Here is a 13,410-nt window from a genome sequence, read left to right as displayed (position 1 = left end):
GGTGGTTTTGTCAATAAAATTCAGGTGGTTCGGCTAAGTGTGGCGAAAATTCATCGTCACGTTTTCGAGAATCCGGGAGACAGACATCAGGTATTTCAGGGGAGTAGGGAAATTGTATTAACAATGAAGGAATTTCAAATACTTGTACTGCTTGCACAAAATAAAGGTCGAGTATTTAGTAAAGAGCAGATATATAATGTCGTTTAGCAGGAGCTGTACTCTGGAGATTGCAATATTGTTATGAGCCATATCCATAATATTAGAGAAAAGATAGAGGTCAATCCGAGCGAGCCTGTTTACATACAGACAGTGTGGGGCGTGGGTTATCGGTTCAATAAAAATTTATACAATGGTCTGTGATGGAAATATTTTGGATCGTTGTCATTATGTTTAAGATGATAAACAGATAAAAACAAGGCGGCAGATGCGTTGAGAGAGCCGTCTTGTTTTTGCAGAAAAATTCAGAAATAATCCAGAGATAATCAAAATGTTTAAGGTATCCTATTCTTTGGGATGTTTGTATGTCCGAAGATAGGCTTCCACAATAGCGAGTATCGTTGTAATTTGTTCCTCCGTACATTGTGACAGATAGACCAGCAGACGCTTGTAGTCAAGATTGTCTGCCGGGGCAACTGGATAGAAAAACGGATCGGCGGAAATATGTAAGGCTCGTATGAGCTGCCCCAGCTTTTCGGTGCTTGGCACGTTTCCATGATTTTCGATTTCCTTGATATAGCGGGAGGAAACGCCGGATTTTTCAGCCAGTTCTTCATAGGTCAGTTTCTGGTCGGTTCTAGCCTTCTTCAGACGGAATCCCATTTCCTTGTCAATTTTCTTTTTACTTGCCATATATGCACCTCCATGTATAGTGTATATTGCACATTTCGCTTTGAAAATGCACTAATAAATCACTTTATCATAGGGGCATAATGCACACATAAGAATAAAAAGACTTTGGATATTGCATATAAAAAAACGCAGTATCCAGAGGTTTTTTGCGTGGCTTTTATCCTTTGGGTACGTTTAGGGGAATTTATGTGTTCTGAACGGTCTGAGGGATATTTTTTTGACTTTATGAACCTGTCCGGCTTCTGGCGTGGAAAGGCTCTTTTATAAGGTGTTTTACAGGCAGTAAGACAGGATACACCCTGATAAGTGAATTATACGCTCCCATAGCGTGTGGGAAAAACAGAATAACAGATATGAATAACGTCCAGCGGGCATTTTGCCTGTCCGGGCGTTTTTTATATAAAAATATTTTTTTCAACATTTTTTGCTCTTACCCGAACATCAGCCTATCTCCATTTGGCAGATACAACGGAAAGGGAAAAGGCGTATGCCTTTGTCACGTCACAGCGGGGGAGGAGGTGAACTCGCATGAAGAAACCTTCTCACCATGATGAAATGACGATCAGGCATCGTTTTGACCGCCTGTGCCAGATGTCGCTGAAAGGCGAAGCAATCAATTATTACAGGCACATGGATTACCGCAGGGAACATGAAGCCATGTTTTCTGAACTGTCTGAAAAGGAGCTGAACCAGTTGTTTGTTATGAATGAATACGGAGTGGAAAACAGCCATTTTACAGTGCATGGATATGACATTGAGGTGAAAGACACCCTGATTGCGGAAGCGTTGCAGGCACTTTCGGAGAGGAAGCGGAATGTAATACTGCTTTCGTATTTTCTGGAAATGAGCGATGCGGATATAGCAAGGGAGATGAACCTTGTCCGCAGCACAGTCCATGAACACCGGACACGCTCACTTGAGATTTTAAGGAAGATTATGGAGGGAAAAGCAGATGAAATAGAGATGTAAGAACAGAGAAGAAAAGAATTTGTTGCCTTTCCATATCATTAAGGCAGCATCAGAAGGCGATGTACTGGCAATCAACACAGTCCTGAAGCATTATGAGGGATACATAATTACCCTATCCACCCGGAAGATGTATGACGAGGGAGGGCGGCTTCATTATTGTGTCGATGAAACACTGCGCCGGAGGCTCGAAACAAAGCTAATCACAAAGATACTGGCGTTTGAAGCGGTATAAAGGGCGGCTTGCTGCCCTTTTCCATAGCTGACAGATTTACAGCGGTGTACCTTGATAATTGAATACTGTATTGCATACAGGACGTGAGGATATGCAGAGCCACTAAGCAGATGCGCCATGACGTACCTGCCCTGATTTATAACAGGGTGAAACGTGAGGAAATGTTGAAGCAGGACATTGAAGCAAAGGTAAGGAGCGAGTGAGATCGGGCAAAATATGTAGCAGTTACATGGGGCGATGAAGCATATCTGTGATAATGATACTTCCGGGCTGTGGGAAAACCGCAGTCCGGTCAATGAAATGACGGTGCAAGACCGATGTGGGCGGCGTAATGAGCCGCCACCTGTATTGCAGTTTTTATCTGCTAATAAATGGGGAGAAGTGTTATTCTGCCTGTTTATTAGCAGATAAAGCTGTGCAAAGAATTAGGAGGATATTTTTGATGCAGAGAATACCGAAGGCGATTAACAAAAAGAGGTTAGTCAGATATAAAGAAGGCGCAGAAATGTACAGCATGGGAATGAATAAATTTCAGTCTTTGGCGAAAGATGCGGGAGCTATATTGAAAATTGACAGAATGGTATTAGTTGATTTAGATATGTTTGACCAGTATTTAGAATCATTTCGTGTGAAATAGTTAAGATGCGTATATGCAAAGCAGAAAGATTTTTCGTATAACTGAAAATAAGTGTTGACTTTTGGTTAAACTGAAAGTATAATGATTATGAAATGGATGGAGGTGTATATTGTGGCGAGGACAGGCAGACCAAAGTCTGACAATCCGAAAAAAAGCCTTATCGGGTTGAAGCTGACAGAGGAAGAAGCCGCAAAACTCAGGGAATATGCGTCCAAACATGACATGACCATAACGCAGGTGCTACAAAAGGGGATTGATATGCAGTATGCAATGGAAGAACCGATAAGTAGCTAGTACGAAATCTCTTTCCTTGAGAAAGGAGCAGAGATGGCAAAATCAAGAAAGGATAATAAAGGGAGGGTTTTAAGAAAAGGCGAAACCCAACGCAGTTGCGATGGCAAATATGTTTATACCTATACCGATCCGGAAGGGAAACGCCGGAGCATATACTCTAAGGACATTATGGAGCTGCGTGAGAGGGAAGAAAAGCTGATTAAAGACCAGTTAGACGGATTGGATACCTATGTAGCTGGCAGCGCAACGGTCAATTTTGTATTTGACAGGTATATATCTACAAAGTCGGAACTCAGGGGAACAACCATGAGGAACTACAAATATATGTATGACCGTTTTATCAGGAAAGGGTTTGGGAAGAAGAAAATTGCAGCGATAAAATTTTCTGATGTGCTTCAATTCTACCAGCATTTACTGAAAGATAAGGAAATGCAGATTAACACATTTAGAAACAATCCATACGGTGCTTCACCCAACATTCCAGTTGGCAGTGCGGGATGATATTATCCGTAATAATCCGAGTGACGGGGTTATGGCGCAGATAAAAAAACAGCCGGGTAGAAATCATGGCGTAAGACACGCTTTAACTCTGGAACAGCAGAGAGCTTTTATAAACTATATAGAAAACAATCCTACATATTACCGCTGGACATCTTTGTTTAAGTTCTTGTTAGGGACGGGGTGCAGGATTGGGGAAGCAATCGGGATAAGGTGGGAAGATGTAAATTTTGAAAAACGTATAATCAGCATCAACCACAGTTTGGTTTATTACAGCAGGGAATTTAAGGAACACCCGATGTGTACATTTTCTATATCACTCCCAAAGACAGAAGCGGGTATACGATTTATTCCGATGATGGATGCGGTCTATGATGCACTCCGGGCGGAGCTTGCAGACCAGCAGGAAAATGGATTCAATGAAACGGAGATTGATGGGATGAAAGGTTTTATCTTTATGAACCGTTTTGGATACGTCCACAATCCGCAGTCTATCAACCGGGCAATTAAGCGTATATACGAATCGTACAATGCAGAAGAAGTGGTTAATGCTTCCAAGCAACACCGGGAGCCTGTGCTAATACCACATTTCTCATGTCATCATTTGAGGCATACCTTTTGTTCGAGGTTTTGCGAGAATGAAACAAATTTAAAGGTGATCCAGTCCATTATGGGACACGCTAATATTGAAACCACAATGGACATTTATGCAGAAGTCACCGATGCAAAGAAACAGGAAGCGATTGAAAATTTAGCACACAAATTGGATGTATTTTAGGAAAGAGTCCGGCTAGGACTGACAGAGGGTACGACAACTTGTGTGCCATACGACAAGAGTACGACAAATTCAAGAGTTTTAATCAATGAAACAGCGTTAAATTGCTGTGGTCGAGATACCGAAAAGCGGCTAAATAAAGGGAAATAAGCCATTTTAAATTAAACTGACTTAAAATCCCGGCAATGAAAACGCTTGGCGGAAAAGACCAGTAAAATCAAGGGTTTGCGGTACTTGGACTTGTAAACTACAACAAATTTACAACAATTTTACAACGCATAATGAAGAATAATGGGCGTTAATGAATAGTTGTACTCATAAATCCAATTCAATATTTTGTACGATAAGGACATTTTTCTAAAAGAAAATTTAGGGAAGTGTCCTTTTGTTATGGTCAAAAAACAAAATAGGAAATGGAGGAAATGAACATGAGTAGTACAGCGTTAGGAGCAGAGAAAGCGATTATTTTTATCAGCGATGCACATGAAAAATTCTACTATGAAAAATTGAAAGAGGTCAGGTATCAGGACGTATACCACAAAGCGCTTGTATATTGTCTTGGTATCAGCGATGACACAAGAAGAAATATCAAAAGCATTTATAACTTTAAGACAGGATGTGTAAAAACGGAGTGTCTGCATGAAGGATGGCAGACCAGCGGGAGCTTAAAAGTAGTCAGGATGGCGTTTAACCTTTACTGCAATGGTACGCCAAGTGTCTTTGATTACGATGATGCGGAGGAACAGGTGGACGAGTGCAGACGGTACACAGTGGAAGAACTGTTCTGCTGTGTCTATGCGCCTTATTTTTGGCAGGCGGTACAGATTCGTTATCCGGAATATGTAACATATAACCACAACTTGTACGCCGTGCTTGGAGGACGGGATTGATGTTAAAAGTCAGACTTATGGGAACAAAGAACGATATTAAGTGGTTCGGGAAGATTTTACAGAGGAACCCGAAAATTGAAGTGACGGAGTTTTCCGATATGTTCCCAAACAAAGGGACAAAGAAATATTACAGGACTTATGTGGAAGTCCGGAAAAGCAACGTAAAAGAAAACCAGTAGAAAGCAAAGGAGAATTATCATGTGTAAAATAATCGCAATCGCAAACCAGAAAGGCGGAGTCGGTTATGAAAAGTAAGTTATTATGCAAAGTTGAGCCTACACTTTTGCTGATTTTATAGGGTATAGGCTCTTTTGAACTTTGCATAATCAGGAGTAAACCCTTACAAAGATTTCAACCAATCAAGAAGGTCTTTATCCTTTTTCCACGCTGGCAGTTCGTTAGATGATGGACTGTTGTAAGCTTCCATCAATGCTTTTCGCTTCATTTTTTCGTCTGCCCGTGCGTAGATTTCGGTTGTTGAAATATCAGAGTGTCCCAGTAGATCTCTGATATAAACAAGATTGACTCCGGACTGAAGCAGATGCATTGCTTTGCTATGGCGGAAATGGGGAGCTCCCCATTTCCGCCATACCCGTGCCATGCACCTGTACCAGCACGGGATGGACCTGACACTGATCTCCCAATGGCTTGGGCATGCCAGCCTTGAGACCACTCTGGTCTATGCCCATGCCGACACGGAGGCAAAGCGTAAAGCGATAGAAAAAGCCATGGGTTCTGGGACAGGGGCTCCAGAAGATTCTTCAAGCTATACCATAGACGATGAGGATCTCCTAAAGCAACTCTATGGCTTGTAAGCTCTTGTAGGTTATACCGAATTCCTGTGTCGGGGCGGCATTTTTTGTTTTCTACTGTATAAGATCCAGTAAAAAGTTATACCGAAAATCTCCGCAAGAAGCCATGCTTTATCAGCTTTCCATGGAGATTTCGGTATAATAGAAGTTTCGGTATAACCACTTAGCGGCAGCCCCTAAAATGGCGCAAAAAACAGAGGCCCTTATTCTGGAACCTCCGTTTCTCTGGCTTTCTTAATGCCTTCGGCTGTGGCTTCTATCACGACAAGCTCTTTTTCATTCATGGAGTTTAGAAGTACATCAATGTGCTTTCTGCAAGAGCTTGGCCTTGCCCCTCCGTCCGCATGAATAAACTGGTCAACTGAAACGTCAAACATAGTAATGAGTTTAACAAAAAGGTCGAAGCTGGGATATTGACCTTTGTTCTCAATATTCATAATGGTACGGGAGTCACGGTCTACTAATTCCGCAACATAGGCTTGTGTTCAACCCTTTTCTTCTCTGGCTCATTTGAGAGCTGCCCCGAGGCCGTGAAAGTCAAACCTTCTTTCATCTTGGTTCATTCTCATATCACCCTATATCATTGTACATTTCGGGTTGGATTATGAGAATGTAATGAAATTTTACATAAAGTAGTATTTCATTTCATCAATGTGCAGCCTCCAACTTGTACTATTCGAGATAAAGAACTATAATGTATTCTGTGGAGGTGCGAAATGGACTATATGACATTGAAAGAGACCGCCGAAAAGTGGGGCGTGACACCTCGTAGGGTAAATTATTATTGTGCCGGAGGGCGTATCCCCGGCGCTGTGAAAATGGCCGGTGTTTGGCTGATTCCTAAAACTGCGGAGAAGCCGCTTGATGGCCGGACAAAACAAGGAAAGGAATTAAAAAATGAATAGAATATTACTATTGGAGGATGATGTTAGTCTGATAGATGGCTTGGTCTACTCTTTGAAAAAGAATGAATTTGATGTTGAAGTTGCCCGTACTGTATCTGAAGCAAAACAATACTTATCCAAACTCGACAGATACGATTTGTTGATTTTGGATGTCACCCTGCCAGATGGAACTGGATTTGATGTATGTGAAACAGTACGAAAAGAAAATCAGAAAGTCCCGATTATATTCCTGACCGCATCGGATGAAGAAGTCAACATAATCCGTGGGTTAGATAGCGGCGGGGACGATTATATCACCAAGCCTTTCAAGCTGGGGGAATTGTGTTCCCGTATCCGGGCGCTGCTGCGTCGGGCCGGAGTTTCCAAAAGCGAAAAAAACACTTCTATGGAATGTGGCGACATTACCATTGATCTGTTGGGTAGCCGTGCAACCTTAAAGGGAAAAGCATTGGATTTGACAAGCGCTGAATATCGTTTGCTTTGCCTGCTGGTAAGAAATGCAAATCGCGTTGTGACAAGGGACATCATTCTAAATGAGCTGTGGGATGATACAGGAAATTTTGTTGATGATAACACCCTGTCCGTCTATGTACGGCGGCTTCGTGAAAAAGTGGAAACCGATCCGTCCCATCCAGAACACCTTATAACCATCCGGGGATTTGGCTACCAATGGAAAGAGGTGTCTGTATGAGCTTGTACCAAGATAGACAGATTAAAGGCTTCCTGATATTTTTAATTTTGTTTTCCCTGTTGTTTGTAGGTACAGGAGCCGTTTTGACTATTTATCAGGTGAACGATGTGGAAGTCCTATGGCTCAAACACGATGAAGCGGTTTCGTCCTCACTTTTGGAACAGGGTGTTTCTAAAGAAGTGATAGCAGTTGCCTTTACTAATACGAACATTAGTGAAAATGGCAGGTCATTATTAACGGCTGCGGGTTTGGGAAAACAGGCAGAAAGCAGTATGCGGCCTTTTTTTAATCAATTTCAGCGTTCCGCTTTCTTCATCATGCTATGCACTGTGTTATTTTTTCTCTTTGTGCTTACCATAGGAGTATTCGTTTTTTTCTGGAAAAGGAAGCGATTGTACCAACAGGCCGACAAAATATTATCAAATTACATCAACGGGGATTACTCTTCTCATTTGCCACAGAATTACGAGGGTGCAATCTATCAAGTGTTTTCTTCGATAGAACAGCTTGCAACTATGCTCCAATCCAAAAACGAAACAGAGCGTAAAGCAAAAGAGTTTTTGAAAGACACCATATCCGATATATCTCACCAGCTCAAAACGCCTCTGGCAGCCCTCGCTATGTATCAGGAGATCATTGAAAGTGAGCCAGAAAATGCAGAAACGGTCAAACAGTTTGCGGCGAAGATGGGTATTTCTCTAAAGCGTATGGAGCAGTTAATCTTATCCATGTTGAAGATAACCCGACTGGATACGGGAAACATCATTTTTGAGAAAAAAAGTTGCCGTGTGTCCGAGCTGATAGCTCATTCAGTCAATGACCTAACCACAAGGGCTAAAAGCGAAAGCAAGCAGATTCAGATAGATGGCGATGGTGAACAGCAGCTTATTTGTGACATGGAATGGACAGGCGAAGCGATTGGAAACGTTGTAAAAAATGCGCTGGATCACACACAAGCTGGCGGCATTGTCTATATTACATGGGATCGCACTCCTGCCGTGTTTCGTATTTTTATTTCTGATAATGGTAACGGTATAGCCCCGGAAGATATTCATCATATCTTCAAACGCTTTTATCGCAGCAAACATTCTCTTGATACACAAGGAATTGGACTGGGGCTTCCCCTCGCCAAGTCCATTATTGAGGGGCAAGGCGGTGTTATCTCCGTACAAAGCGAAGCTGGAAAAGGTACGCGGTTTACACTTTCTTTCCTTACGGAACTGTAAGGTCAAATTCATCTGCTTGTAAGCTGCTTTTGCTATCCTTTTGAGAAAGGAGGTACTGATGACTATGGAAATATTGAAAGTACAAGATTTATGTAAAACTTATGGAAAGGGTGAGGCGAAAGTCGAAGCGTTGAAGAAGGTTTCCTTCTCTCTGGATAAAGGCGAATTTGCTGCCGTTGTGGGTGAATCCGGTTCTGGCAAAAGCACATTACTGAACTGTATTGGAGCTTTGGATACCCCTACCTCCGGCCACATTTGGGTTGATGAACAAGACCTGTTTTCCATGAAAGAGGAACAGCGCACGATTTTCCGCCGTCGTAATATCGGCTTTATCTTCCAATCCTTTCAGTTGGTTTCCGAGCTGAATGTGGAGCAGAATATCATGTTTCCGCTTCTTTTGGACTATCGCAAACCAGACCCGGCAGCAGTAGAAGAAATTTTGGAACTCTTGGGCCTTACCGAGCGTCGGCATCACCTGCCGAGCCAACTATCCGGCGGACAGCAGCAGCGTGTTGCCATTGGTCGGGCGTTAATCACAAAGCCCAAACTGATTCTGGCGGATGAACCTACGGGTAATGTCAAGTTAGTACAACATTACCCGAAAGAAATACCCGTGATATTATTTTCACTGTCAATGCGTATTTCCGATATGACGGACCGCCACAGTGTACGCTTTTCTTCACGGGTCAGCGATTCATAAATATTCTTGAAATCAGATTGCAGCAGCTTTTCCACGGCTTCAAAGTCGGGCGGGGCTTCTGCTGCGGGTTCCGGGACCTGCCGGAGTGCCGCCGTATATATTTCATAGTCCTTCTTGTATTCTTCAATGTCAATCAGTTCATTCACATAAAGTTCTTTTAATTTTGTCAGCTTCCTTTTCAGGGCGGCTTTATCTGTCCGCAGGGCAGCTTTTTTCTTTTCTGCCGCTTTTACTTCCCATTCCAGCCGGACCCGGCGCAGTTCGGATTCCAGATTGTCAAAAAGCCATTTTTCAATAGTTTCTTCCCGAACGGACTTATTGTGGTTACACCTGCCCCGCTGAAAGTGCTGGTTACACCTGTAATAGTAATACCCCCGTGTTTTATAGCCGACAAGGTTGTGGCTACATTCAGCACATTTCACGATTGAGGTAAAAATATAGACATTGCCGGACGGAGCGGACCGGGAATTTCTTTTCAGGAGCGATTGAACCTTGTCAAATTGTTCCCGGCTGATGATTGCCGGGCAGAAGTTTTCATTCTTCCTGCCGCCCCGGTCATAGATTCCAGTATAGAGCGATTCTAACAGCATACGCCGGAAAGTTGCGTCACACCAGTTCACGCCGTAAGTTTCCCGGATATATTTGATAGTCCCCCGCTGGCTTACGGTGCTTTCAAAGTGATTGAAAGCGTCTTGGACAATCACGGCTTCTTCCGGCAGGACTTCCAGCCGCTTTTCCCCGTTGACCCTGTACCCGAACGGGCAGGAGCCGGAAACGACGGTTCCGTGGGCAATCTTGCTGTCAAATACAACGTCTATCCTTTCCCCGCAAATGTCAGCTTCATTCTGGGCGATTGAAAGTTTGACGTTGATATACAAACGCCCGTTTGCGCTTGTCGTGTCGTATTCTTCATCTATTGTCTTCCAGTCGCAGCCGTGAGCCTGCAATATTTCCATAACCTTGTAATAGTCTGCTACAGACCGGAACCAGCGGTCAAGGCGGCAGAACAGAAGCAAGTCAACTTCATTGCGCTTCACGGATTCTATCATTTTTTGAAATTCTGCCCGCTTGTGCATATTCTTTCTGGCGGTTTTCGCAGCGTCGATATATACCCCGGTCACAATCCAGCCTTTTTCCCGTGCGTATGCTTCAAGGCGTTCTTGCTGGGCTTCAAGGGACAGACCTTTTATTTTTTGTTCTTCCCCTGATACCCGGATATAGAGGGCGACACGGACCAGCGGCGGCAATTCCTTGTTTTTCATGGAAAATCACCTGCATTTCCTTTCATTTCCCGCCCGCTGATGATATAATCAGAATTGCAGACGGTATGTTGTATCTGGTATGATATACTTTGCATTGCGGCGGCGATATTCCCAGTATTGCCGCCGCTTCCCTTTCTTCATTCAGTTTCAGTGTAGCTATAATTCCCGTTATCGTCACGAACCCAAAGACCGTATGCGTCAAGTATACTGCCGTCCTTGTCGAGTTCACCATAAAAGGCAGATGAAATGTCAGAGCCGGAAAAGCAGATACCAGTATCAGAATAGCCCATAATAGAAACCCAATTATAACCAGAATCAGCAACTACATTGTCGGCAAATTCTTTCAACATATCAGGAGTGATTTTTTCAAGGTTATCATTCGTTATACGAATGAACGCATATTCACCAATGACAGTATCACCAGAACCGTTCATAACGTCTTTTACAGTAAGTTCAGAATCCATTAAAAAATTATGAAGAACAGTTTCAGGATATATTTTATCTTTTTTGTTATAGACTTCTGAAATAGTGCTTCCGTCAAGGTAGACTTCCAAAGTATTCAGACCGTAATTGACATTATAAAAGCCGCCAGAAGTGTTTTTTGTGACAGTGAAAAAGCTGTCAACACCACATTTAGAAGCAAGAACAATAAAAAGTTCGTCGGCTTCTTCTGCGGTTACGCCAGTAGCGGTTTTTAAGCCGGAAATACTGGATTTATAAAAATCATATTTTTCAGTAAGTTCCGCAGATTTAGGAGTGGAAGAGCTACAGGAACAAAGCAAAAGGCATATAAGGAACGAAAGAACAAAGGATATTTTTTTCATTGTAAAAACCTCCATGATTGTGTGTTTGTGCTATCCATAGACCATCTTAAAATTGTAATGTTGCTGAAAACATTGCAAAGATAAGGAAGGAGGAAGCGAAAAATGTTGTTGAACGAGTTAAAAGCAGCCATTCACAAGATGGTTGACGCAATTTCAGACAAAAATATTTTGATTAAGATTTACACATTTATTAAGTATCTGAAATAGTGTCAAAGCAAATTGCACGGATGGCGGTATGTGGCGGCGGTTATTCCTGCCGCCGCATATTGTCTGACAGCCTATGTATAAAATCCCTGAAAAGCTGTTTACTGTCTTCATCAAGTTTCCAGTATTCAACAATCAGGCTTCTAACAAAAGAGTCATTTGAGAGAGTAGCAGCAGCTTTTGAAAATTCATCTTCCGTAAAATCAAGAAACATTTCCCCGCTGCCGTTCCGCAGCCATTCTTCCCGCACATTAAATTCACGACAAACGGAAAGTATCATTTGTTCGGTTACATTTACAACGCCGTTTTCTATGCGGCTAATAGCGGAGCGGGTAACGCCGACCCGGGAACCGAATTTTTCAGCAGATAACCCTAAAATAGTACGCAATTCTTTGATACGTTCATTCAACGAATACACCCCCTTTCTGTAGGCTGTACTAATAGCATACACCAAAATGTAAACATACGCAACAAAAATTTTAAAAAAGTGTTGACAAGGGTAACGGAAGCAACTATAATGATAACATAAGCAACAGAAAAAGAAAATCACGCAACAAAACAGAAGGGAGGAAGACCACATGAAAGGCGCAGAGGAAATCAGAAAAACAATACTTTCTTCCGACACGGAGGAAGTAGCAAAGATTCTTGAAACTTTAGACGAAAATTCGATAGTTCTTGCCAGAACCTACATGACGGCTTTAGCAGATAGACAAAAAATCGAAAAGGCAAAGCTGGCAGCAGCGGCGATATAAAAGGACCGGGAGCCGCACGGGGCAGCAGGTGAAGACCTGCGGGGCGGGTCCGATTCCCGCCCGGTTCAATCGGGGGCAAGCCAGACCCCTAAAAATAAAGCACTGTCAAGCGGGCAGCGGTTACGCCAGCTATAAAGCGTATAGTCGGACAACAAGTTTTCCGGGCAGGCGGCTTTTTAAGGTGAAAAGCGGCAGCGGCGGTGCGGAAAGGAACGTGCAGCAATGGAAAAAGAAGCGGAAAGAGAAGTGCGGATAACCAACGGCGTGACATTTCAAAAAAGAATAGTATCAGACGACCCGGACGCATACGCAGAAGTCAATCTGAAATTTGAGGGATTGCAGGAAAGCAGGGTTGCGGAACTGCGGGAATTGTTCAGAAATTTTGCCGCAGAGGTTGAAGGAATGTTGCTTGAAGATACCAGCCTGTATGTATGACAGGCTGGCGGGAAATCACTTCACAATCTCTTTGATGTAGTTTTCAAAATCACGGGAATTGAAAATGCTGTAAATTGCAGACGCTAAAATTTTTTCAATTTCTTCTTCTGGAACGGAAGAACCGTGCTTTTTAACAGCGTCGTTCACGGCTTTTCTGATGAAGTCTTTGTGAAGCGGCATGATGTACACCCCCCTTTCAGTAGAGTTGCCGCCCGGCAGCGGCAATTCTATTGTATCAGGGGACGGGAGAAAAAGGAAGGAGGGAAGACGGATGGCAGAGGAAAAGAGGACAGAAACCATGATTCCACAGGAGGACAGCAAGGAAGCTGCGGAGGTTATGGGCTTCATGGCGATTCTGGACGGTCACGAAAAGAAAGAATTTCTTGCTTTCTTGCAGGGGGCAAAGTTCATGAAAAATCTGACTGCCGGGGCGATTAAAACAGCGTAACACGCCC

General features: G+C 43.0%; 20 protein-coding genes, 1 tRNA gene and 3 pseudogenes. 17 read left to right on the top strand and 7 right to left on the bottom strand.

Features of this window, described 5'->3' with window-relative positions; translation table 11 throughout:
* The first annotated feature begins 24 nt into the window (after positions 1–24).
* Positions 25–360, top strand: a pseudogene (locus NFS31_RS01705) (winged helix-turn-helix domain-containing protein).
* Between the two features lie 141 nt (positions 361–501).
* Here NFS31_RS01705 and NFS31_RS01700 read toward each other — a convergent pair.
* Positions 502–849, bottom strand: a complete 348-nt coding sequence (locus tag NFS31_RS01700) for a helix-turn-helix domain-containing protein (RefSeq protein WP_251490961.1) — start codon at positions 847–849, stop codon at positions 502–504.
* A gap of 528 nt (positions 850–1,377) precedes the next feature.
* Between NFS31_RS01700 and NFS31_RS01695 the strand changes: the two genes are divergently transcribed.
* From NFS31_RS01695 to NFS31_RS01665, 7 genes and pseudogenes are all read left to right on the top strand, one after another.
* A complete protein-coding gene (locus tag NFS31_RS01695) occupies positions 1,378–1,818 on the top strand; it encodes a sigma-70 family RNA polymerase sigma factor (RefSeq protein WP_251490959.1) in 441 nt (146 codons plus the stop codon).
* Between the two features lie 19 nt (positions 1,819–1,837).
* Positions 1,838–2,050 carry a helix-turn-helix domain-containing protein gene (locus NFS31_RS01690; RefSeq protein WP_022741024.1) on the top strand — a complete coding sequence of 71 codons (213 nt, stop codon included), beginning with the start codon at positions 1,838–1,840 and terminating at the stop codon, positions 2,048–2,050.
* A gap of 442 nt (positions 2,051–2,492) precedes the next feature.
* Positions 2,493–2,687: a DUF6462 family protein gene (locus NFS31_RS01685; RefSeq protein ID WP_251391339.1), complete on the top strand. Its 195-nt coding sequence runs from the start codon at positions 2,493–2,495 to the stop codon at positions 2,685–2,687.
* A 111-nt stretch (positions 2,688–2,798) separates the two neighbouring features.
* Positions 2,799–2,981: a hypothetical protein gene (locus tag NFS31_RS01680; protein ID WP_331482417.1), complete on the top strand. Its 183-nt coding sequence runs from the start codon at positions 2,799–2,801 to the stop codon at positions 2,979–2,981.
* A 33-nt stretch (positions 2,982–3,014) separates the two neighbouring features.
* Positions 3,015–4,257, top strand: a pseudogene (locus tag NFS31_RS27320) (tyrosine-type recombinase/integrase).
* A gap of 425 nt (positions 4,258–4,682) precedes the next feature.
* Positions 4,683–5,144 carry a DUF6075 family protein gene (locus NFS31_RS01670; protein WP_251490953.1) on the top strand — a complete coding sequence of 154 codons (462 nt, stop codon included), beginning with the start codon at positions 4,683–4,685 and terminating at the stop codon, positions 5,142–5,144.
* Entirely contained in the window at positions 5,144–5,323 is a 180-nt protein-coding gene (locus tag NFS31_RS01665) for a hypothetical protein (RefSeq protein WP_004066881.1), read from the top strand. Before NFS31_RS01670 ends, NFS31_RS01665 begins: the two co-directional genes overlap by 1 nt.
* 161 nt (positions 5,324–5,484) lie before the next feature.
* Here the strand turns inward: NFS31_RS01665 and NFS31_RS01660 are convergent, their stop codons facing one another.
* Entirely contained in the window at positions 5,485–5,691 is a 207-nt protein-coding gene (locus NFS31_RS01660) for a tyrosine-type recombinase/integrase (protein WP_465223426.1), read from the bottom strand.
* 52 nt (positions 5,692–5,743) lie between these two features.
* Between NFS31_RS01660 and NFS31_RS01655 the strand changes: the two genes are divergently transcribed.
* Positions 5,744–5,959 (top strand): tyrosine-type recombinase/integrase, encoded by a 216-nt coding sequence (locus NFS31_RS01655; RefSeq protein ID WP_416389412.1) that lies wholly within the window; start codon positions 5,744–5,746, stop codon positions 5,957–5,959.
* A gap of 200 nt (positions 5,960–6,159) precedes the next feature.
* Here the strand turns inward: NFS31_RS01655 and NFS31_RS01650 are convergent.
* Positions 6,160–6,519: pseudogene (locus NFS31_RS01650) on the bottom strand (helix-turn-helix domain-containing protein).
* A gap of 153 nt (positions 6,520–6,672) precedes the next feature.
* Here NFS31_RS01650 and NFS31_RS01645 point away from each other — a divergent pair.
* The 4 genes from NFS31_RS01645 to NFS31_RS01630 all read left to right on the top strand — a co-directional run bounded on the left by NFS31_RS01645 (position 6,673) and on the right by NFS31_RS01630 (position 9,478).
* Positions 6,673–6,861 carry a helix-turn-helix domain-containing protein gene (locus tag NFS31_RS01645; RefSeq protein WP_160581639.1) on the top strand — a complete coding sequence of 63 codons (189 nt, stop codon included), beginning with the start codon at positions 6,673–6,675 and terminating at the stop codon, positions 6,859–6,861.
* Entirely contained in the window at positions 6,854–7,552 is a 699-nt protein-coding gene (locus NFS31_RS01640; RefSeq protein WP_162221497.1) for a response regulator transcription factor, read from the top strand. Before NFS31_RS01645 ends, NFS31_RS01640 begins: the two co-directional genes overlap by 8 nt.
* Positions 7,549–8,778, top strand: coding sequence for a sensor histidine kinase (locus NFS31_RS01635; RefSeq protein WP_162221496.1), 1,230 nt, complete (start codon positions 7,549–7,551; stop codon positions 8,776–8,778). The genes NFS31_RS01640 and NFS31_RS01635 overlap by 4 nt, the downstream gene beginning before the upstream one ends.
* A 64-nt stretch (positions 8,779–8,842) precedes the next feature.
* Positions 8,843–9,478, top strand: coding sequence for an ABC transporter ATP-binding protein (locus NFS31_RS01630; RefSeq protein WP_251490950.1), 636 nt, complete (start codon positions 8,843–8,845; stop codon positions 9,476–9,478).
* Here the strand turns inward: NFS31_RS01630 and NFS31_RS01625 are convergent.
* The 3 genes from NFS31_RS01625 to NFS31_RS01615 all read right to left on the bottom strand — a co-directional run bounded on the left by NFS31_RS01625 (position 9,373) and on the right by NFS31_RS01615 (position 12,177).
* Positions 9,373–10,740: a recombinase family protein gene (locus tag NFS31_RS01625; protein WP_251490947.1), complete on the bottom strand. Its 1,368-nt coding sequence runs from the start codon at positions 10,738–10,740 to the stop codon at positions 9,373–9,375. The genes NFS31_RS01630 and NFS31_RS01625 overlap by 106 nt on opposite strands.
* 137 nt (positions 10,741–10,877) lie before the next feature.
* On the bottom strand, positions 10,878–11,564 hold the full coding sequence (locus tag NFS31_RS01620; RefSeq protein WP_251490942.1) for a hypothetical protein: 687 nt from the start codon (positions 11,562–11,564) through the stop codon (positions 10,878–10,880).
* Between the two features lie 247 nt (positions 11,565–11,811).
* Positions 11,812–12,177 carry a helix-turn-helix transcriptional regulator gene (locus NFS31_RS01615; protein WP_251490939.1) on the bottom strand — a complete coding sequence of 122 codons (366 nt, stop codon included), beginning with the start codon at positions 12,175–12,177 and terminating at the stop codon, positions 11,812–11,814.
* Between the two features lie 169 nt (positions 12,178–12,346).
* On the opposite strand from NFS31_RS01615, the gene NFS31_RS01610 reads away from it, so the two are divergent.
* From NFS31_RS01610 to NFS31_RS01600, 3 genes are all read left to right on the top strand, one after another.
* Positions 12,347–12,520 carry a hypothetical protein gene (locus NFS31_RS01610; protein WP_251490936.1) on the top strand — a complete coding sequence of 58 codons (174 nt, stop codon included), beginning with the start codon at positions 12,347–12,349 and terminating at the stop codon, positions 12,518–12,520.
* A 2-nt stretch (positions 12,521–12,522) separates the two neighbouring features.
* Positions 12,523–12,588, top strand: a tRNA-OTHER gene (locus tag NFS31_RS01605).
* 154 nt (positions 12,589–12,742) lie between these two features.
* Positions 12,743–12,955 (top strand): hypothetical protein, encoded by a 213-nt coding sequence (locus NFS31_RS01600; RefSeq protein WP_251490933.1) that lies wholly within the window; start codon positions 12,743–12,745, stop codon positions 12,953–12,955.
* A 15-nt stretch (positions 12,956–12,970) separates the two neighbouring features.
* On the opposite strand, the gene NFS31_RS01595 is transcribed toward NFS31_RS01600, so the two are convergent.
* Positions 12,971–13,135 (bottom strand): hypothetical protein, encoded by a 165-nt coding sequence (locus NFS31_RS01595; protein ID WP_251490930.1) that lies wholly within the window; start codon positions 13,133–13,135, stop codon positions 12,971–12,973.
* A gap of 91 nt (positions 13,136–13,226) precedes the next feature.
* Here NFS31_RS01595 and NFS31_RS01590 point away from each other — a divergent pair, with 91 nt between their 5' ends.
* The gene (locus tag NFS31_RS01590) at positions 13,227–13,403 is read left to right on the top strand and encodes a hypothetical protein (RefSeq protein ID WP_251490925.1); all 177 of its coding nucleotides are present in this window, start codon (positions 13,227–13,229) and stop codon (positions 13,401–13,403) included.
* Positions 13,404–13,410 lie beyond the last annotated feature (7 nt).

It is taken from the genome of Otoolea muris (assembly GCF_943193115.1).
Classification (GTDB): domain Bacteria; phylum Bacillota; class Clostridia; order Lachnospirales; family Lachnospiraceae; genus Otoolea; species Otoolea muris.
Note: the sequence above shows the minus strand (reverse complement) of the source record. Positions and strands in the feature narration are given on the sequence as shown.